The following is a 19670-nucleotide window of genomic DNA, read 5'->3' on the forward strand; positions in this document are numbered from 1 at the left end:
CTTGGATACAAATTTCAGCCTATTGCGGGCACAACGAATTTGTAAAAATATATGACCAAATAAAAAAGCCAGCTGACATTTGCAACTGGCTTTCACATTTTTTGACATGGAAGAAAAGTTAAGCGCGTTGTTTGAGTAACGCCTTTATTTCACTTAATTCTTGTTCTAACTTCTCGATTTGTGCTCGACTTGCAGGCTCACCACCTTCAAGCGACTCTCCATGTTGCGCAGCACGATGTGCTTCATGTTCTTGCCCCATGACTTCCAAAACTGTACCAACCATCATGTTAAGAAACACAAAGGCCGTTAAGAAGATAAAAGAAATGTAAAACGTCCAACTTAGTGGGTAAACCGCCATAGTTTCGTACATGATATCGGTCCAATCTTCAAAAGTAGCGATTCGAAACAGGGTTAGCATTGAGACCGACACGTCGCCCCACAAAAATTCATTAATTTCGTGGAACAAGATGCTACCAACCGCGCCATAAATGTAAAAAATAACAAACATGAGGAGTGCAATATACCCCATGCGTGGAATCGCTTTAAGTAACGCATTAATTAATAAGCGTAACTCAGGAACCATCGAAACAAGGCGCAATACTCTAAACACGCGAAGTAATCGTGCCAATAGGACACCAGATCCGCCCGTTGGTATTAAGCTGCCAATAACAATGATGGTATCAAAGACATTCCAGCCATTCTTAAAGAACGCTTTTTTATCTGGAAATGCAAGAAATCGAATCACTATTTCAACTAAGAAAAATACCGTGACTCCAACATCTAGTACAATTAGAAACTGCAAGATGTTATCAGGCAAATCATGGGTTTTCGCACCAATGAGTAGCGCCGAAATAACAATAACTGCAATTACCACTCCTTGAAACCAAGGACTAGAATCAATTTTACGTAAGCCGTTTTGAACGTTTAGAACTGCTGAACTCATTGCCTTTTTACCTAACGTGATCGCCAACAAATGGATTACTGCGACGCTCCTCACCAAAGGTGCTCATTGGGCCATGGCCCGGTATAAATTGAACGTCATCGCCTAACGGAAATAAATTGTTTTTAATTGAATTAATAAGCGTTGCGTGATCACCACGCGGAAAGTCAGTTCTGCCAATAGAGCCACGAAATAATACATCGCCGACTTGTGCTAACTTACTTTCAGGGTGATAAAAAACAACATGCCCAGGCGTATGCCCAGGACAGAAATATACTTCTAAAGTGATATTACCAAAGGTGACCTTATCGCCTTGATCCAACCATCGATCCGTTTCAAAGTATTCTGCATGTGCAAAGCCAAAGCGTTCTTTTTGCTGAGGGATAAGATCAATCCAAAATTTATCTTCTTTATGTGGTCCTTCTATAGACACATTGTAATGCGTTGCCAACGCATTAGTTGCCCCTGCGTGGTCTATATGCGCATGGGTAAGCAACACCTTTTCTAAGGTCAATTGATGTTTATCAATGGCAGCAATTACCAGTTCGATGTCTCCACCGGGATCCACTACTGCTGCTTTCTTAGTAACATCACACCAAAACAACGTACAATTTTGCTGAAATGGTGTTACTGGGATAATTTGGTATTGCAACATTAATACAACCTCAATGTTCAAAAAATAAAATACAGCAGATAATGTGGGTGCAAATCTATCAATGTTCAAGGGGCAAGGTCAAAATGTCTGCAAACATTTACGAATAGTCCATTTGTTAATCAGCTGATTTGAATTGTTAATTGAAAATTACTTCACTCTAACTCGTTTAATCGGTAAGCTCTGAGCCAATAAAAACAAAAATCGAAGTAGTTATGTCATTACAAAGAGACGCCTTTCATTCAAAAATTGGCTTTGTACTTGCTGCGGCAGGATCTGCAATAGGCCTAGGAAACATATGGGGATTTCCAACACAAGCAGCAAATAATGGTGGTGGTGCATTCTTATTTGTCTACCTCGTTGTGACCGTTTTACTCGCATTGCCAGCTCTGTATGCCGAAATATACATTGGTAACCAGGCACAGCGCAATCCTGTAGCCGCTCTCACCATGGCCTGTAAAGAAACGAAACCTGCCTTAGGAAAATACGCAGGATTACTTGGCTTAACCGGTGCAATCATGATGCTGAGTTTCTATACAATCGTAGCTGGTTGGATGCTTTCTCATGCACTGTCACCCCTGATGCAGTTGCTCGGGTTTATTGATTTATCGCAATGGTTAGCCACTTCAAGTACTGCACGAAACATCATTTTTACACCGATTTTCATTGTACTTGGTGCCGCCATTATCCACCAAGGTGTTAATGCTGGTATAGAAAGATGGTCTGCACGCTTAATGCCTTTATTACTTGTGATGTTGATTGTATTGATCATTTACATTTTGGGACAACCGGGCGCACAAGAAGGTCTACGTGTGTATTTAATTCCTGATTTTGATCGTGTCACTGACCCTGAATTAATTATTTCAGCGATGGGGCAAGCATTCTTTTCGTTATCGATTGGTGTTGGCGGAATGATGGTTTACGGCTCGTACATGCAAAAAGATAAAGATCTAGGCAAGTTAGTATTGTCTATCACCGCATTAGATACGTGTATTGCATTCTTAGCTGGCCTACTCATAATTCCTGCACTTTTCGTTGCACAACATGCAGGTCAAGATGTATTTAGTGAGGGTAAGTTAATTGGCGAAGGTCAATTAATCTTTAACATTTTACCAGAGCTATTTAATACGCTAGGCACAATTGGACTCGTAGTGGCATTCGCATTTTTCTCATTACTATCAATCGCCGCACTTACATCTACGATTTCTTCTACTGAAGTACCTGTTGCCTATTTAGTTGAAGACAAAGCGTTTTCTCGAAAGAAAGCCACTTTGTTAGTGTCGACTATTGTGCTTATTGCCAGCATGACCCTCATTGCCTTCTTCGATGCATTATTTGGTGCGGTTATTCGTATATTAACCACCATTATGCAGCCGCTAAGCTGTTTGTTTTATTTTATCGTTGTTGGCTGGTTATGGAACCGAGGTAATAAGCTGCGTGATAAAGGGCTACAAACTGGTCGCAAATGGTTGCCGATATGGGGGAATTATTTGAGGTACGTGTGCCCGCTATTGCTAAGTGTCGTATTTGTTAATGTGGCAATTTTAAACTAGCTAACGATTCTCAAAATAACTGGTTATGAAATCACTGAGTTAACACATAAAGGTAACTCAGTGATTTTGACATTCCATTGCCATTTATATCAGCATAAGGCGGCCAACTATTTTCAACCGCAAATAACACTTCTTGGCCAACTGCGCTAGGTACTCGCATAATCGCGATGGCGATTAATGCAAGAAAGGTGTATTACATCTTAATAACTCACATTATTTCGACCATTCTTTTTGGCTCGATATAACGCTTCATCCGCCTGTTTAATGGTTTGCTCAAACGTGTTCTTGTTTTGTCGCATCGCAACACCAATTGAAATCGTCACACTTACCGTTTTGTTTGGGGCATTTGATTGCGAAGCGCGCGCCTTTTTTGTCTTTCTAACAGGGTGCCTGATCACTATCTTATAGTCAGCAATCGCTTGGCGAATTCGTTCCAGTTCAAAAGCAGCCTCTTCTGCCGTTCTTCGTGGGAAGATTACGGTAAATTCCTCCCCTCCATAGCGAAATACACGCCCGCCCCCTTTGACTTGCGCCAGCTTGGCTCCTACTAATTTTAGCACCTGATCGCCAATATCATGGCCATATGTATCATTAAACTTTTTGAAGTGATCAATGTCCATCATCGCCACCGTGTATCGACGCCCTAACGAGAGCGCCATTTGGTTAAGGGCTCTACGAGAGGGTAATTTGGTTAATTCATCACGGTAAGCCAAATAATATGAATCGATAATTATGACCGCGATAAAGTGTACGATCAGCAATGTAATGATAAATGAAAGTGGTAAGTCGATTTGCTGATAATACGTTAATAACCAAATAATTGAGGTTGTAAGTAACCCTGCCTTTAACAAATTAGGGTCACGAATGCTGTGCCAAAACAAGATAATGACTGATATGAATAGCGGTAACTCTATTTGAGAATTAGACCAAAATGCAGCGGCAAACTCATGATGTTTAAGGTAGTCAATCGCAATAACATGTCCCATCAGCCACAGCTTAGCCAGAGCCACACATGAAACAATGCCTATCACACGCATTATCAAGTGTACAGACATTAACCCTCTGTCTTTCACCATTGAGAGGTAAACTAAGAAAAAAATAAAACTTAAGAAAAACCAGTTTTTATTCGATGACAAGGTCACAGAAGGTATAAGCTCGTGCTGGACAACCACGATATAAGCAAACAAAACCAATGTTAAAAAGGTAAAACGGCTACGCCCAAACTGAGCTGTTAATATGAGAGCTACGCCAATTAGACCATATAATACCTGTTCGATTAATGGCTGCTTTGTCAGTAAAAAAGTTTGGCTATATGTCACAAAAAACATCGTTAAGGATACGAGTAAACTCGTCCACAACGTTGTTTTAATGCCGTTTAATTTATGCAGCAATTAGTACTCCTACCACAGTCAATTATTATTGTTTTACGCCTCTGAGCTTATAAGCTAATGCCAGAATCAAAACGATGCAACTTTTAATGCACCAAGTGTTCGGCAAGTACCTACTTGCATCAACTATTAACACGCTCTAGCGCATGTTTAGGTTCGCCTTGTAATTCAACCTGCTCTATTTTCTCGAAGCGGCCTGAAATCTTATTAGCCGACGTATGAATTTGTTTTACGTCCATCGCGGCCTGATCAATATGTTTGGCTAAATTATTAAAACGCCCTTTAAATCGGTTGAAATCTGCGGCTAATTCGCCCAAGTGCGCCTGAATAATATGGATTTGTTCTCGTGTTGCTTCATCTTTAATAACCGCACGTGCCGTTGTTAAAATCGCCATTAATGTAGTAGGCGAGGAAATCCACACACGCTTTTTATTTGCATATTCGACAAGCTCACTATGATGACCATGAATTTCTGCAAATACCGCCTCCGCAGGAATAAACATTAATGCGCCATCTGAGGTTTCTTTTTCAATAAGGTACTTTTCACTGATATCATTAATGTGTTTTCTTATATCAGCTTTAAATTGACGTAATGCTAGCTTACGATCACTTTCAGAAAGCTGGACATCCATCATTCGCTGATAACTTTCTAGTGGAAACTTAGAATCGATTACTACGTTGCCAGTTGGTTCAGGCAAAAACAGCACACAGTCGGCGATTTTACCGTTAGACAACGTGTGCTGCAGCGCGAAATGCTGCTCCGGAAGAACATTTCTAATTAATGCGTTGAGTTGCACTTCACCAAACGCACCACGTGAACGTTTATCCGCCAGCACTTCTTGCAAACTTACGACATTGTTTGATAATTCAGTAATCTTCTTTTGGGCGTCATCAATTAGGGCCAGACGGCGTAAAATGTCGTTAAAAGTTTTAGTTGTTTTGTCAAAGCCCTCGCTTAACCTTTTTTCTACTTCCGCACTGATTTCTTTCAAGCGGTTTTCTGTAGATTCCGTTAATACTTGCATTTGTTTAGTTAATTGATCACTTGAAGCTTGTAGCGATTTGGCTTGTTCTTCACGATTAATCATTGACGCTTTGGTTAAATGATCAACAAGCTGGTCAACAGACTTTAATTGGCTCTCATTAAAGCTCTTTTGGTGAACGTGCAACGTTGAAAGAATTTTCTCGTTTTGGGCAGCTATTGCCGTCATTTGTTGTTGGCTAAATTCATTATGCTGGCGCATGAGCTTCATTTTAAGATCTGCAATATATTGCTCTAGTTGCCTAGCAAGCTCGATATATTGCTTATCTTGTCCATGAGCAAATATCTGTGATTGTTGAACAAACGCTTGTTGCTGCTTGTCGATAGTATCGAAGCGCATTGACATCCCGAGCGCAAATTCTGACTGGTTAGCAACTAACAGCGACTGTAACTTATATAGACGTCGTAAAAAGATTATCACCATCATACTGCCGATGATAAAAATGGCGATTGCGCCTAGTAAGGCCCACATTAACTGTTCACTGGTTAGGTTATCTAGCGACATAAACACAAAAAAACACTGTAAATAATTACAGCCATTAAACCACAAGTGATATGAAATTGTAATAAAAAAAACGGCTCACAAGAAAATCCCTGTGAGCCGTTTAAATCATTCGGTGATGATTTGTTAATTCGTGTATTTATTAAGCCAAGCAAATACTTCTTGATACCATTTAATCAGATTGTCCGGCTTGCGAATATGATGGTCCTCATCAGGGAACATCACTAAACGACTTTCAATACCTTGTCTTTGCAGTGCCGTGAACGCGCCTAAGCTTTGCGCATACGGCACACGATAATCAAGCTCACCTTGAATGACTAGCATAGGTGTTTTCCAGTTTTCAACAAAAGCCGCCGGATTAAATTTTTGATAATCAGAACCTTGCTTCCACACTTCACCACCTAAGTCATGCTCAGGAAACCACAATTCTTCCGTTGAACCATAAAAACTTGGCATATCGAATAGACCAGCGTGGTTTACTAAACAATTAAAGCCATCAGACCAATTACCCGCAATCCAATTCATCATATATCCACCATACGATGCTCCTAATGCACACGTACGTTGTCTATCAAGCCATGGTTGTTGCTTAACGATAAAATCTAGACCTTTTTGTAAATCCTCAAGTGGCTTTCCGCCCCAATCACGCGCAATAGAGTCAGTAAATGCTTGTCCGTAGCCTGTCGAACCATGGAAGTCGATCATCACTACACCATAGCCTTGCGCCGCCCACAATTGTGCATTCCAACGATAATGGAACATGTTGCCAAAGCTGCCTTGTGGTCCACCATGCACTAAAAACGCAACCGGATACTTTTTACCCGACTGATAATTGGCAGGCTTCATCCAATATCCATACACCTTCTCACCATTCCAGCCTTTAAAATCAAACTGCTCGTAGTTACCAAAATAGATGTTTGCTAGCTTGTCTTTATTAAGCGTGGTTAATTGCGTTAGGCCGTAGCCGTCTCGAGCAATTTTGAACAAATCCTTAGGGGCATTTAGCGTATGGCGGGTAAAGTATATGGTGTTATCAACAACGTGAATATCACCATTCGTTCCTGTACTATAGACTGCTCGAACATCACCAAATTCTGGGTGAATTTCAAATATGCTCTTTTGGCCAATATCTTGTGCTGTGGCATATAACGTACGATTATCGTCGGCAAATACTAACTCGCTTACTGAACGATCCCACTGACTCGCAACAGATTTCACTTGCCCAGTATTATTGTCGATAACTTTAATCGCGAATTTATCAGATTCATAACCAGGTTTGGCCATCGCCAGATACGCTAAGTAACGTCCGTTTGGAGAAAAAACAGGCTTGGCATCCCAAGCAGTGTTTGTCTCGGTCAAATTCGTCAATGTTTGTTTACTGATATCCCACTGGAAAATATCAAAGTTAGTTGTCCATGCCTGATCTTTACTTGGTGCTTTGGCTGAAAACACTAACGACTTACCATCAGGGTGAAACGCCACCTGACCAATCCCCGCAATATCACTTTTCCAATTAGCAATAATATCTTGAGCATTGGTTAGTTGGTTTTTGCTATTTACGTGGCCAAGGAATATATGCTCATTGAATCGATCAAGCCAGTGATCCCAATGGCGCACCATCAACTGATCATAAACACGCGTATTGTGCTTTTCATTTTCAGCTTCTTGCTTGGCCGTTTTGATACATTCAAAATTAGTGCAACCAGCAAACGTTGTAATCGATAAAGCAAACTGCTTCCCATCTTGACTGATTTTAAAGCCATTGATGTCAACCGGCAGGAATGACACTTGCTTTGCCTCACCACCAAATAACGGTAGTTGCCAAATTTGTGAGCTACCGCTTCGAGAAGATAGAAAATAGATGCTTTGGCTGTCTTGCGCAAAAACCACATTGCTTTCAGACTTGTTATGGCTAGTTAACTGGCGCACCTCGTTATCTTTTAACGAATGTAAGTATAAGTGGTTGTTACTGCTAACAAAACCCTCTTTCACCCCATAGACAGCCCATTGACCATCTGGCGAAACAGCTAAGTTATGGAGTTGATTGAGCTGTGTTAGTGTTTCCACCGACAGCACGTTGCTTTTTGCGGATACTGGCTCAACAGTACCGACTTTGAGTACGTCTGCTAGCGTTGCAGCATTGACTGATGACGTATATAAGCCTGCGGTAGCCAACGCGCTTGCCATGATGGTATGAGATAAAACTTTCGTAATCTTTTTCATAATTTTCTGATTCTTACTTAGTCCATGTACTCTTATTGTTATTAGCGTAAGAGATTCGAATGCCCTCTAGCTTAACTGAATGATGAACATAAAAAAAGCGCTCTGAAGAGCGCTTTTTAAGAATAGAGTTCAGTAAAGAGCTAGCAGTTTATTGCTTAGCTAATTCTTTGTCTAATTCTTCTATCTTAGCCTGCCATATTGCTGGCCCTGTTACGTGTGCCGATTCACCTTGGCTATCAACTGCCACGGTAACTGGCATGTCTTCTACTTCAAATTCGTAAATAGCTTCCATTCCTAGTTCTTCAAACGCAACGACCTTAGCTTTCTTGATTGCCTTAGAGACTAAATAGGCAGCACCACCAACAGCCATTAAGTAAACTGACTTGTGCTTTTTAATGCTTTCAACGGTTGCAGGACCACGCTCTGCTTTACCAATAGTGCCGATAATGCCCGTTTGCGTAAGCATCATTTCAGTAAACTTATCCATGCGCGTTGCTGTTGTTGGGCCTGCTGGACCTACAGCTTCATCGCGTACCGCATCAACTGGGCCAACGTAGTAAATAAACTTATCTGTAAAATCAACGCCTTCAGGTAAACCTTCACCTGACTCCAGTAATTGTTGAATACGTTTATGTGCGGCATCACGACCTGTTAAAATTTTGCCAGAAAGCAGGACTGTTTCTCCTGTTTTCCATTCCGAGATATCCGCTTTTTTCAATTCATCAACATTTACACGTCTTACGTTCTCACCCACTTCCCAGGTAATTTCAGGCCAATCTTCTAATTTAGGCGGTTGTAAATCCGCTGGACCCGAACCGTCAAGATGAAAATGGACATGGCGCGTTGCTGCACAGTTAGGGATCATTACGACGGGCTTTGATGCCGCGTGTGTAGGCGCTGAATTAATTTTAACGTCAACGACTGTTGTTAGGCCACCTAGGCCTTGTGCACCAATACCTAGTTTGTTAACTCGTTCATAAATCTCTAAACGTAGCTCTTCTTCGGCATTTTGCGGACCACGATCAATAAGTTCTTGAATATCCACTGGATCCATTAGGCTTTCTTTCGCAAGTACACCGGCCTTTTCAGCCGTGCCACCAACACCTATACCTAGCATACCCGGCGGACACCAACCGGCGCCCATGGTTGGTAACGTTTTAACAACCCAATCAGCAATGGAATCACTTGGGTTCAACATCACCATTTTTGTTTTATTTTCACTACCGCCGCCTTTTGCAGCAATCATGACTTCAATCTCATCACCTTCTACCATGTCAATGTGCACAACAGCTGGCGTATTGTCTTTGGTATTTTTTCGAGCGCCTGTTGGATCTTCAACAATAGATGCACGCAATGGGTTGTCAGGGTTGTTATATGCTCTTCTTGTGCCCTCATCCACCATTTGCTGAATTGTCATGTCAGTCTTATCCCACTGCACTGCCATGCCAACTTTAACAAAACAAGTCACTATACCTGTGTCCTGGCAGATTGGACGCTTACCGTGCGCCGACATACGTGAGTTAATCAAGATTTGAGCAATCGCGTCTTTAGCCGCCTGACTCTCTTCTTTGTGATAAGCCTTTTCAAGCGCCTGAACGAAATCCAGTGGGTGATAATAAGAGATATATTGCAACGCATCTGCAATACTGTCGATTAAATCTTGCTGTTTAATAATAGCCATGATTGCCCTTCTTTTGCTCTTCGGGAGGTTATATTGAACTTCAAATATTGAAAGTTAAATTTTTGCCGATATGATACCCTGCTTGAAACTAGGCTGCCAGCCCCAAAACTCAGGTAAAGTTCGATCAAATGCATCATAAAGAAATTATAGCGGCAAAACCGCTGAATATAGGTCAATCAATTAAGCCACAAGCACTTTTTGCAAAAATAGCAAATTTGCCGTGGGCGATTTGGCTGGACTCATGTGCAAGTGATCATGTTGATAGCCAATTTGACATTATGGTTTGGCAACCAGTTAAAACCATTACTACTGTTGGTAAGCAAACGGATATTTTTGACACAGCTACACGAGCTACCGAAACAGCAAGCGGAGACCCACTAGAACTACTTGAATCACAACAACAGGCTTTGTTTGCACAATATATCGTTGAGCAGTCAGCCTTACCCTTTCACGGTGGTGCATTAGGCTATTTTTCTTACGATTTAGGCAGGCGCTTTGAAACATTGCCATCACAGGCAGTTCGAGATATAGACATGCCAGAAATGGCGGTAGGTCTGTACACACATGCGATTATTTTCGACCGAAAATCTAACAAATATTGGCTTATTTGCCCTGAAAAGCAACGCTCGACAATCACCGAGCAGATAAACGCGTGGCTACAACAGGCATTAGACAATCCTGAGTTCAAACTCACTTCAGCTTGGCAAACCAATATAACAAAAGCTGAATATCAACAAAAATTCCAACAAGTGCAATCGTACCTGCAATCAGGTGATTGTTACCAAATCAATTTAACACAACGATTTAATGCCAGTTATGATGGTGACGAGTTTGCTGCTTACTGCAAACTACGCCAAGCAAATAAAGCCCCTTTCTCAGCTTTCATTCGTTTACCCGAATTTGCCATATTGAGTATTTCACCCGAGCGTTTTTTGCAGGTAAGAAATGGGCATGTTCAAACAAAACCCATCAAAGGTACCGTGCCGCGTAGTGACGATCCTACACAAGATGCTGCCAATGCCAAGCAATTGCTTAGTTCTGAAAAAGACCGCGCAGAAAATCTCATGATTGTTGATTTGTTACGAAACGACTTGAGTCGGGTGTGCGAAGCAGGTTCAGTAAAAGTGCCTAAGCTATTTGACGTAGAGAGCTTTCCGGCAGTGCATCATTTAGTGAGCACAGTTGAAGGCAAACTTTCCGAAAATGAAAGTCCACATGATTTATTACGCGCGTCATTTCCTGGCGGTTCAATCACTGGTGCACCTAAGATTCGAGCCATGGAAATAATAGATGAGTTGGAGCCCCAACGTCGCAGCATTTACTGTGGTTCTATCGGTTATTTGTCAGCATGTGGTCACATGGACACCAGCATAACGATCCGCACATTAGTGGGGAAAGATAACCAAATGTATTGCTGGGCAGGCGGCGGTATAGTCGCTGATTCGCAAGTCGATGCCGAATATCAGGAAACCTTTGACAAGGTTAATAAGATCCTGCCAATATTAGGGACACGCTAAGTATTGGGATTTGTGCTGTGATGGCACTTTACCAATGTAGTCTTGCTAAGGAGGCGTTGTGAAAAAAGCAGAATTTATCCGACGTTTTCAATTACACCAATTGCAACTTTCTAAGGCGCAAGAACATTTACTAAGTGCAAAGGACTCTTTTAAACCAGCCTCCGTTGCTATTTGTCTTTTCGAAAAACACGAACGACTCCACGTATTACTCACCAAACGTGCTGCACACTTACGTCACCACGCTGGACAAATCAGCTTTCCGGGTGGAAAACAAGAAACGTTTGATGCATCGGCGACAGAAACCGCCATTAGAGAAGCGAAAGAAGAAACAGGTATTGATATCCGCATGGACAATATCATTGGACAACTTGCTCCGTATCGTACCATTTCTGGTTTCAAAGTGACCCCTTACGTTGCACTGATTGAAGAGCCTAAAGAATTTCAAATTGATGCTAACGAGGTCGCAGAAGTTTTTGACGTACCACTTCGGCATTTTCTAGAGCGCTCAACGCACGTAGCAGTTGATGTCCCCCATCGCACAGGTAATCACCAAGTTCACTTCATGCCTTACCAACATCACAATATATGGGGCGCAACAGCTGCTATGCTGCATGACCTCGCCAACCTCATTTGCCCACTTGAGCGATAAATACATATCAGGCCTAGTATAGCTACAGCTATTAATAAGCTTTCTAACTATAATATAAATGAAAGGTGGTTCTCTTAGTGATAACTTTCAGTTACCATTACCGAAGATAATTTCAATTATTTGTCATTGACGAATATTAATTCAGGTTTTAAGCATGATAAGTGTATTTGATATGTTTTCTATAGGTATTGGACCGTCAAGCTCCCATACCGTAGGCCCAATGAAAGCAGCCAAGCTTTTTATCGATCATATGAAAGACAATGGTACTTTTGAACAAACTACACGTGTAAAATGTGAGTTGTTCGGATCTTTAGGCCAAACAGGCGTTGGTCACGGTACAGGTAAAGCTGTTATTTTAGGATTTTCTGGAGAAACTCCCGAAGATATACCTGTAGAAAAAATTGATAGCCTTTTAGATGAAGTCGTTGCTACACAATCGATTAAACTTGATGGTCAAAAGACAGTAGAGTTTCCAAAAGACGGTTCCATTGTTTACCATCGAAGAAAAACACTACCAGCGCATGCCAATGCCATGACAATGTATGCATTTAATGGTGATGAGTTGATTTTTGAAGAAACCTACTACTCAATTGGCGGTGGGTTTATCGTTCAGGATTGCGACTTCGAAAAAGAAAAAGACAAAGCGCTATCTCTACACGCCAATATTGCCCGCCCTCACCTTTTTTCAACCGCAACTGAACTCATTAATGAAGCGGTAGACAAGAGCTTGCGTATAAGTACCATCATGCTAAACAATGAAAAATGTTTACAAGATGAAGCAACTATTCGTCGTAAGCTTGTTGAAATTTGGCAAGCGATGAAAGACTGTGTTGAACGCGGGATAAAAACAGAAGGCGTCTTGCCGGGCGGACTAAAAGTTACGCGCCGTGCTCCTGCCTTGTATCGCTCATTATCGGTAGAAAAAAACAGTGACCCTTTAACCGCAATGGATTGGGTTAATTTGTTTGCATTGGCTGTGAATGAAGAAAATGCTGCCGGTAGCCGCGTTGTAACCGCACCAACAAATGGTGCCGCAGGTATTATCCCAGCAGTGCTTTGTTATTATGATAAGTTCATAAAGCCTGTTGAAGAAGAAGACTGCATACGATATTTACTTACCGCTGCTGCTATCGGTATTTTGTATAAGACCAATGCTTCAATATCTGGCGCTGAAGTGGGTTGTCAAGGCGAAGTTGGCGTAGCATGCTCTATGGCGGCAGGTGCACTTACAGAAATTATGGGTGGGTCTCCTCAACAGGTCGAAAATGCTGCTGAAATTGGCATGGAACATAACTTAGGCCTTACCTGTGATCCTGTCGGTGGCTTAGTACAAGTACCATGTATCGAACGCAATGCCATGGGTGCAGTTAAAGCCATTAACGCCTCTCGCTTGGCTTTACGTGGAACAGGTACAGGTAAAGTTACTTTGGATAAAGTCATTAAAACCATGTGGGATACAGGTAATGACATGAAAACAAAATACAAAGAAACATCACGTGGTGGCTTAGCAGTTAACATTATTGAATGTTAAAAACTTTATACCAACAATTTATGACAAAAAAACGAGCTAAAAGCTCGTTTTTTTTATTATGTTCTTTGTATAACTACTTAGCGCGTTGGTAGTTCAATCCCTTTAAATAGCTCATCTATTTCCGCATTATTTTTCAGCAAAATTGCACGCGTAACTAAATCTCTATTTAAGTGTGGCGCAAAGCGTTCAATGAAGTCAAACATATAGCCACGCAAGAATGTACCACGTCTAAAGCCAATTTTTGTGGTACTCGCTTTAAATAAGTGACTGGCATCAATAGTAACTAAGTCGCTATCTATCTTAGGATCCATCGCCATAGTGGCAATGACACCAATTCCCACACCTAGACGAACATATGTTTTAATTACGTCGGCATCGGTTGCTGTAAACGCAATTTTTGGTTCAACCCCTGCACTACTAAATGCGCTGTCTAGTTCTGAGCGACCAGTAAATCCAAAGACATAGGTCACCAAAGAATATTTCGCGATATCTTCAATAGTAATGTCAGACTTACGTGCTAACGGGTGATCTGAACGAACAATAATACTGCGATTCCAGTGATAGCACGGCAACATAATTAAGTCGTTATACAAATGAAACGACTCTGTCGCAATAGCAAAGTCTGCGTCGCCTTTGGTAGCAGCGTCGCTAATCTGGGCAGGTGTTCCTTGATACATATGCAAAGATACCTTGGCATACTTTTTCATAAAGCCTTGAATAACCTCTGGTAAAGCATAACGAGCTTGCGTATGCGTAGTGGCTATCCGTAATCGCCCTTCGTCTGGCTGGGTATGCTCTCTAGCTACCGCCTTAATCGCTTCAACTTTCGACAATATCTCAGTGGCAATGTTAATGACTTCTTGGCCAGCTGAAGTAACATGCGTGAGATGTTTACCACTTCGACCAAAAATTTGAATGCCTAGTTCATCTTCTAACATGCGTACTTGCTTGCTTATCCCAGGTTGCGAGGTAAACAAACTTTCAGCAGTCGCAGAGACATTGAGGTTATTATTTAATACTTCGACGATATAACGGAGTTGTTGCAGCTTCATAATTAAGTTTAAAGGTGGCTTATTCGAAAAATATATACTTAAATCAAAATATATTCCATATTTATTTATCACTTTTTGTAAATTTATTTCATAAATCAGACTAAAAATGCAATTTATGTTAATAAATTACAACAATAAGCTTAAAAAGAAAGCGAATACTGACTAAATATTCAAATATCCAGCCTTTTTTTGAAATTTACTGGGCATCGCTCGAATATGAATTAAAATTAAAAGATTAAATATCAAGTTAACGCTATGCTTCCCAAGACAATTTTTGTAGACTGTTGAGATAGCTTAACTCTTTTAGAACTGAGTATTAAATATGGGTATTATCATAGGCTTAGTAATTGCGTTAGTCATCATTGTTGTGATTGTTAACGGAATTCAGCAGCATAAAGAAAAATTAGAACAAGAAAAACGCGCCAAAGCAGCCAAACAAAAAGCGATTATCGATGAAACAGAAGAGCTCCTTATGAACATGGCTCATCTCCCGCCAAACCCTGTCGTAATTGAAATTCTGAATCGCCGCAGCTACAACGCAGCTAAGGCTATGCAACAAATTATGCCCGAGATGAAACAAATTGCCTCGCGTGTGCAAGAAATGGAAGCTAGACTAAATGCTTCTAAAGAGATGGCTGCATCAAGTACTGGTGAAGCGACCTTTACTTTACCTGACAACGAACAACAACTTGTGGTTATATTGCAAACCATTAAAAAGTTACGAGCGACATTAAAGTCTGAACAAAGTAAGGGTGTACTCGACGCGCAAGCATTTATGGCAGAAGATCACAAATTGGATGCTATACAATTGAAGATAAGCGTAGAAAGTATGCATAAACGTGGTAACGCTGCATATCAGAAAGATATGTTAGGCTCTGCGCGTCAATACTACGAAAAAGCATTACAAACATTAAACGATCATCCTAGACAGACAGAGTACAGTCAAACCAAAAAGGTAGAACTTGAATCTGTCCTAGAAGAAATCACTGCCGCACTTAAAAACACTAATGCACGTGATGCAGCGAAAAAAGCGAAAGATGCAGAAGATGATTTAGATGTGCTATTTCAACCGAAAAAGAAATGGTAAGCTTACAAGAAATGACAAAGCCAGCCGCGTGCTGGCTTTTTTAATCTACAACCATTCGTTGGTGCAGATGCTAACCCTAGTCAATTACAGATAATTCATATGGCAAAAGCAATACAAATTATCCTTCCTTCATTTTTACGCCGCGTAATGCGTGCCTATGCAATTAAAGCATTGATGCGCTCAACTGGCTGTGAATTAAATCGAATTGGCCGCTCACGTAATTGGCAACTTGTTGCAACCTTGGAACAACTCGAAAAAATCGTCGATCTTATTGAATCCTCAGAAGAAGATACGTGGCAATGGGTAGCCACTCACATTCGCAAACATCACCAAACCTATACCTATGAATCGCTAGTTCGTATCGCCAAGAATAAACCAGGAATTACTGTTAATGAACTGGTGTCAAAGACTGACTGTACCGTTGCTGAAGCGCGAAAAGTCATCGATGAGCTGGAGTGGCAGGAATAACCATCGCCACTAAGAATTCAGTCTAGTTGTTTCTATTGTTAACTAGCTCTGCGCTAGCGTAGTTTATGCAAGGAGAATGTCCCATCCTGTAATGGTTGGTTTTTCCTGACCGAATACATATATCCACTAAGCATACTGCCACTAAGCTTTTGAATGATCAGTTGGTTGGCAAAAGTCGAGAGCAACTATATTTACACTTATTTCGTTTGTTCTAATGTCTCCCATGTCATTCTTAGAGGGCTATTCTTTATACTGATTGGTATAACCAATAAAAAATGCTGAAACATTTCTGTTTCAGCATTTACTTCCAATATTTTCTACCGTTCGACGTTAGCTTTTAGCTTTTAGCTTTTAGCTTTTGCTTTAGACTTAGTAGCCTTTTTCTTTGCTAGTGTTTCTTGCCATTTACCGTCTTCATAAATCGCCGTCCAGCCCGTCGCCTTGCCTTCAACTTCGGTCATCACGTATTGCGATTTATTCTTACGACTATAACGGACAATCGCTAAATTACCGTCAGGATCTTTTTCCGGCGCATCTGCCAAGTAATAAAACTTAGGAGAAATTCTGTCACGGAACTGTTTTAATTCAGCTACTTTAGGCGCGCGCGTTTCTCTTGAGCGTGGGAAAGTATTCGCCGCTAAGAATATACCGGCAGCACCATCACGCAACACAAAATGCGCATCAGACTTTTCGCATGGAAGTTCAGGTAGTTGTACAGGGTCTTCTTTCGGTGGAGCAGCTTCACCGTTAGCTAATAACTTACGCGTGTTTTTGCATTCACTATTAGTACAATCAAAGTATTTACCAAAACGACCAGACTTGAGTTCCATATCTGCGTGACAACGATCACACTCTAAAACAGGACCATCATATCCTTTGATTTTGAACGTGCCTTTTTCCACCTCAAAACCATCACAAACAGGGTTATTACCACAAACATGCAACTTGCGCGTTTCATCGATTAGATAACTATCCATTGCTGTTGAGCATTTTCGACAACGATGCATCGCACGCAGTGCATCGGTTTCATGATCTTCGCTCAAAACGCTTACAGCTTCTTCACCCGGTGTCAGGTTCATCGTTTGCGTACAACGCTCTTTAGGTGGTAATGCGTAGCCTGAGCAGCCTAAGAACACACCTGTAGAAGCCGTTCTAATACCCATCTTACGCCCACAAGTAGGACAATCGATATCCGTTAACACTGGTTCGTTGGTTTTCATGCCGCCTTCATCTGAAGACAAATCGGCAATAGTCAACTGCTCGGTAAAGTTCTTATAGAACTCATTAAGCACTTCTTTCCAGTTAATTTTGCCTTCTGCTATCTCATCGAGCTCTTGCTCCATCTCAGCAGTAAAGTTGTAACTCATTAAGTTCGTAAAACTTTCTGATAAGCGATCTGTTACAATTTCGCCCATTTTTTCAGCGTAAAAACGCTTCTTATCTAACCGTACATAGCCACGATCTTGAATGGTAGAAATGATAGAGGCATAAGTTGACGGGCGACCAATACTTCTCTTTTCTAATTCTTTAACAAGTGAGGCTTCACCAAATCTTGCCGGAGGCTTAGTAAAATGCTGCGATGGCGTTAACTTAGTTAACGTTAGTTGCTCACCCACCGCCAAATCAGGTAAGTGCTTATCGTTGTCACTTTTAGATAGCTGAGGATGAACACGTGTCCAACCATCAAACTGCATTACCCGTCCTTTGGCTTTAAGAGAATAATCACTTGCTTCAACAGTTATCGTACTAACGGTATAGCGCGCTGCCGTCATTTGACAGGCAACAAACTGACGCCAAATTAGCTCATATAATTTACGGCAATCCGCATCCATATCAGTTAGAAAAGCAGCTTCGAGTTTCACATTAGATGGACGAATTGCCTCATGCGCCTCTTGGGCGTTCGCTTTACTGCCATATGCCTTCGGCTTTTCCGGTAAATAATTTTCACCGAAGTTGTCAGCGATATAACCACGACACGCATTTACGGCATCTTGACTCAAATTAGTTGAGTCAGTACGCATATAGGTTATGTGCCCTGCTTCATATAATTTTTGTGCCAAGCCCATAGTGCGCTTTACCCCAAACCCTAAGCGCGTACTTGCTGCTTGTTGAAGTGTTGAAGTAATGAATGGCGCTGACGGCGAGCTTTTAGAGGGCTTATCTTCGCGTTTAGCAACTTTGTAAGTCGAATTATCAAGCGTGGCAACAGCAGTCATTGCCTCTTTTTCATTCGTTGGCTTGAATGCTTTATCTTGAAAGTGCGTGACGTCTAATGCTAAAGCTTCTTTATTTGAGGTCGTTGTATCCGCTTCAACTTCCCAAAATTCTTCAGGATTAAACGCTTTAATTTCACGTTCTTTCTCCACGACCAATTTAACCGCGACAGACTGTACACGACCAGCCGATAATCCTCGGGCAACTTTTTTCCACAATAGTGGGCTAACCATGAAACCAACCAAGCGATCTAAAAATCGACGCGCCTGTTGAGCATTAACTCCCGGCATACTTAACATGCTAGGCGTAGCAAATGCTTGTCTGATAGCATTCTCTGTTATTTCATTAAATACGACGCGTTTATACTTACTGTCATCGCCACCTAAAATTTCTTTCAAGTGCCAGGCGATAGCCTCTCCCTCGCGATCCAAATCGGTTGCGAGATAAACAATTTCAGCTTTATCAGCGAGTTTTTTCAGTTCACTAACAACTTTTTCTTTGCCCGGAAGTACTTGATAATCAGCTTTCCAATCTTTGTCAGGATCTATTCCCATTCGATTGACCAGCGACTGCTTATCACGTTTTGCCTTGTACTTAGCTTTTGCTTCAGGCGACATTTTGCGCACTTCAGCTGGGGATTTTGTGGGTGCCTTTTTACCCGTGCTACCCGTAGGTAAATCACGAATATGTCCAACACTTGATTTCACGATAAAATCTTTACCAAGATACTTGTTGATTGTCTTTGCTTTGGCTGGCGATTCGACGATTACCAGAGATTTAGCCATATACTCTTATTATCCTAATATGCCGCTCAATGCATGAGCCGTGGCGTTTGTGTGCTAATAAAAAACTGCGCGAGCTTTACAGTTTAAAACAAGCAAACAATACGACTTAAATTCAAAATGCTATAGATACTATTAGATATATCTGCAAATAAGCAAACTGACAAGCAATTATTTTATATCAGTTCGCGTTATTACAGCTTTTAGTTATAATGTGTTCGTTTTCGGCGCCATCATAATGGACTTTGTCCGAAAACGTAAGAGGCGATTACTAATTTGTGGTCGATATATCTCATGATGATATTCACATTGCCTATATATTAAAACAAAATACACTTAGGTTGAGGTATCGCTGTACCCTCACAATGAATAGCTACAAATGGCTAGTA

Annotated in this window: 14 protein-coding genes; 6 read left to right on the forward strand and 8 right to left on the reverse strand. The window is 41.2% G+C overall.

The genetic code is table 11. The features are described from left to right. Positions 1 to 118 precede the first annotated feature (118 nt). A complete protein-coding gene (locus ACSLUK_RS06770; RefSeq protein ID WP_448547783.1) occupies positions 119 to 943 on the reverse strand; it encodes an ion transporter in 825 nt (274 codons plus the stop codon). A 7-nt stretch (positions 944 to 950) separates the two neighbouring features. After that, positions 951 to 1592, reverse strand: a complete 642-nt coding sequence (locus ACSLUK_RS06775; RefSeq protein WP_448547963.1) for an MBL fold metallo-hydrolase — start codon at positions 1590 to 1592, stop codon at positions 951 to 953. A gap of 215 nt (positions 1593 to 1807) precedes the next feature. On the opposite strand from ACSLUK_RS06775, the gene ACSLUK_RS06780 reads away from it, so the two are divergent. Next, complete coding sequence (locus ACSLUK_RS06780; RefSeq protein WP_448547784.1) at positions 1808 to 3145, forward strand: sodium-dependent transporter; 1338 nt, start codon at positions 1808 to 1810, stop codon at positions 3143 to 3145. 200 nt (positions 3146 to 3345) lie between these two features. Here the strand turns inward: ACSLUK_RS06780 and ACSLUK_RS06785 are convergent, their stop codons facing one another. The 4 genes from ACSLUK_RS06785 to ACSLUK_RS06800 form a co-directional block, all read right to left on the reverse strand. Beyond that, a complete protein-coding gene (locus ACSLUK_RS06785) occupies positions 3346 to 4536 on the reverse strand; it encodes a GGDEF domain-containing protein (RefSeq protein ID WP_448547785.1) in 1191 nt (396 codons plus the stop codon). 119 nt (positions 4537 to 4655) lie between these two features. Continuing rightward, on the reverse strand, positions 4656 to 6047 hold the full coding sequence (locus ACSLUK_RS06790; RefSeq protein WP_448547786.1) for a DNA recombination protein RmuC: 1392 nt from the start codon (positions 6045 to 6047) through the stop codon (positions 4656 to 4658). Between the two features lie 156 nt (positions 6048 to 6203). Next, entirely contained in the window at positions 6204 to 8300 is a 2097-nt protein-coding gene (locus ACSLUK_RS06795) for a S9 family peptidase (protein WP_448547787.1), read from the reverse strand. Positions 8301 to 8448: 148 nt separating this feature from the next. After that, positions 8449 to 9981, reverse strand: a complete 1533-nt coding sequence (locus ACSLUK_RS06800) for a fumarate hydratase (protein WP_448547788.1) — start codon at positions 9979 to 9981, stop codon at positions 8449 to 8451. Between the two features lie 128 nt (positions 9982 to 10109). Here ACSLUK_RS06800 and pabB point away from each other — a divergent pair, with 128 nt between their 5' ends. From pabB to ACSLUK_RS06815, 3 genes are all read left to right on the forward strand, one after another. After that, a complete protein-coding gene (gene pabB, locus ACSLUK_RS06805) occupies positions 10110 to 11498 on the forward strand; it encodes an aminodeoxychorismate synthase component I (protein WP_448547789.1) in 1389 nt (462 codons plus the stop codon). Between the two features lie 58 nt (positions 11499 to 11556). Beyond that, a complete protein-coding gene (locus tag ACSLUK_RS06810) occupies positions 11557 to 12147 on the forward strand; it encodes a CoA pyrophosphatase (RefSeq protein ID WP_448547790.1) in 591 nt (196 codons plus the stop codon). A 154-nt stretch (positions 12148 to 12301) separates the two neighbouring features. Next, entirely contained in the window at positions 12302 to 13678 is a 1377-nt protein-coding gene (locus ACSLUK_RS06815) for an L-serine ammonia-lyase (protein WP_448547791.1), read from the forward strand. A gap of 77 nt (positions 13679 to 13755) precedes the next feature. Here the strand turns inward: ACSLUK_RS06815 and cysB are convergent, their stop codons facing one another. Next, the gene (gene cysB, locus ACSLUK_RS06820) at positions 13756 to 14730 is read right to left on the reverse strand and encodes an HTH-type transcriptional regulator CysB (protein WP_448547792.1); all 975 of its coding nucleotides are present in this window, start codon (positions 14728 to 14730) and stop codon (positions 13756 to 13758) included. A gap of 322 nt (positions 14731 to 15052) precedes the next feature. Between cysB and ACSLUK_RS06825 the strand changes: the two genes are divergently transcribed. Next, positions 15053 to 15817 carry a hypothetical protein gene (locus ACSLUK_RS06825; protein ID WP_448547793.1) on the forward strand — a complete coding sequence of 255 codons (765 nt, stop codon included), beginning with the start codon at positions 15053 to 15055 and terminating at the stop codon, positions 15815 to 15817. A gap of 99 nt (positions 15818 to 15916) precedes the next feature. Continuing rightward, on the forward strand, positions 15917 to 16285 hold the full coding sequence (locus tag ACSLUK_RS06830) for a ribosome recycling factor family protein (protein ID WP_448547794.1): 369 nt from the start codon (positions 15917 to 15919) through the stop codon (positions 16283 to 16285). Between the two features lie 344 nt (positions 16286 to 16629). Here ACSLUK_RS06830 and topA read toward each other — a convergent pair whose 3' ends face one another. Beyond that, complete coding sequence (gene topA, locus ACSLUK_RS06835) at positions 16630 to 19284, reverse strand: type I DNA topoisomerase (RefSeq protein WP_448547795.1); 2655 nt, start codon at positions 19282 to 19284, stop codon at positions 16630 to 16632. Positions 19285 to 19670 lie beyond the last annotated feature (386 nt).

The organism is Thalassotalea fusca, assembly GCF_053485835.1.

Coding starts and splice junctions, on each gene's coding strand:
- cysB (WP_448547792.1), bottom strand. CDS start 14,730: ATGAAGCTGCAACAACTCCGTTATATCGTCGAAGTATTAAATAATAAC.
- ACSLUK_RS06815 (WP_448547791.1), top strand. CDS start 12,302: ATGATAAGTGTATTTGATATGTTTTCTATAGGTATTGGACCGTCAAGC.
- ACSLUK_RS06830 (WP_448547794.1), top strand. CDS start 15,917: ATGGCAAAAGCAATACAAATTATCCTTCCTTCATTTTTACGCCGCGTA.
- topA (WP_448547795.1), bottom strand. CDS start 19,284: ATGGCTAAATCTCTGGTAATCGTCGAATCGCCAGCCAAAGCAAAGACA.
- ACSLUK_RS06800 (WP_448547788.1), bottom strand. CDS start 9,981: ATGGCTATTATTAAACAGCAAGATTTAATCGACAGTATTGCAGATGCG.
- ACSLUK_RS06795 (WP_448547787.1), bottom strand. CDS start 8,300: ATGAAAAAGATTACGAAAGTTTTATCTCATACCATCATGGCAAGCGCG.
- ACSLUK_RS06825 (WP_448547793.1), top strand. CDS start 15,053: ATGGGTATTATCATAGGCTTAGTAATTGCGTTAGTCATCATTGTTGTG.
- ACSLUK_RS06770 (WP_448547783.1), bottom strand. CDS start 943: ATGAGTTCAGCAGTTCTAAACGTTCAAAACGGCTTACGTAAAATTGAT.
- ACSLUK_RS06790 (WP_448547786.1), bottom strand. CDS start 6,047: ATGTGGGCCTTACTAGGCGCAATCGCCATTTTTATCATCGGCAGTATG.
- ACSLUK_RS06780 (WP_448547784.1), top strand. CDS start 1,808: ATGTCATTACAAAGAGACGCCTTTCATTCAAAAATTGGCTTTGTACTT.
- pabB (WP_448547789.1), top strand. CDS start 10,110: ATGCATCATAAAGAAATTATAGCGGCAAAACCGCTGAATATAGGTCAA.